The organism is Nonomuraea sp. LPB2021202275-12-8, assembly GCF_037044575.1.
Lineage (GTDB): Bacteria > Actinomycetota > Actinomycetes > Streptosporangiales > Streptosporangiaceae > Nonomuraea.
The window spans coordinates 1-425 of record NZ_JBAHWD010000161.1; the positions used below are offsets into that span (position 1 = coordinate 1).

Annotated in this window: 1 protein-coding gene; it reads left to right on the top strand. The window is 71.8% G+C overall.

Annotation, left to right across the window (positions count from 1 at the left end; all coding sequences use genetic code 11):
• Nucleotides 1-30: 30 nt before the first annotated feature.
• Nucleotides 31-425 (top strand): hypothetical protein (locus V5E28_RS49175; RefSeq protein ID WP_336217214.1); only part of this gene is annotated, 395 nt, incomplete at its 3' end.

A 425-nucleotide genomic window follows, 5' to 3' on the forward strand; every position in this document is an offset into this window, starting at 1 on the left:
GCACGGCCGGCGGCGAGCGTCGGCCTTACCGTGACCGTGACGACCGCGCGCCCCGTAGCGAGGGTGGCTACCGTCCTGATCGCGGTGCCTCCGGTGGTGAGCGTCGGCCGTTCCGGGATCGCGATGATCGTGGTCCGCGGCGTGAGGGTGGTTACGGTTCCGACCGTGGGCCTCGCAGTGAGGGCGGTTACCGCTCGTCTGGTGGGCCTCGCACCGAAGGTGGCTATCGCGGTGGTGACCGCGGTCCCCGCCGGGAAGGCGGCGAGGGCCGTCCGTTCCGGGACCGTGATGACCGGGGGCCTCGTCCTGAGGGTGCCTCTGGTGAGCGCCGTCCGTTCCGGGATCGTGATGACCGTGGTCCGCGGCGTGAGGGTGGTTACAGCTCCGATCGTGGCGCGTCTGGTGGTGAGCGTCGGCCGTTCCGG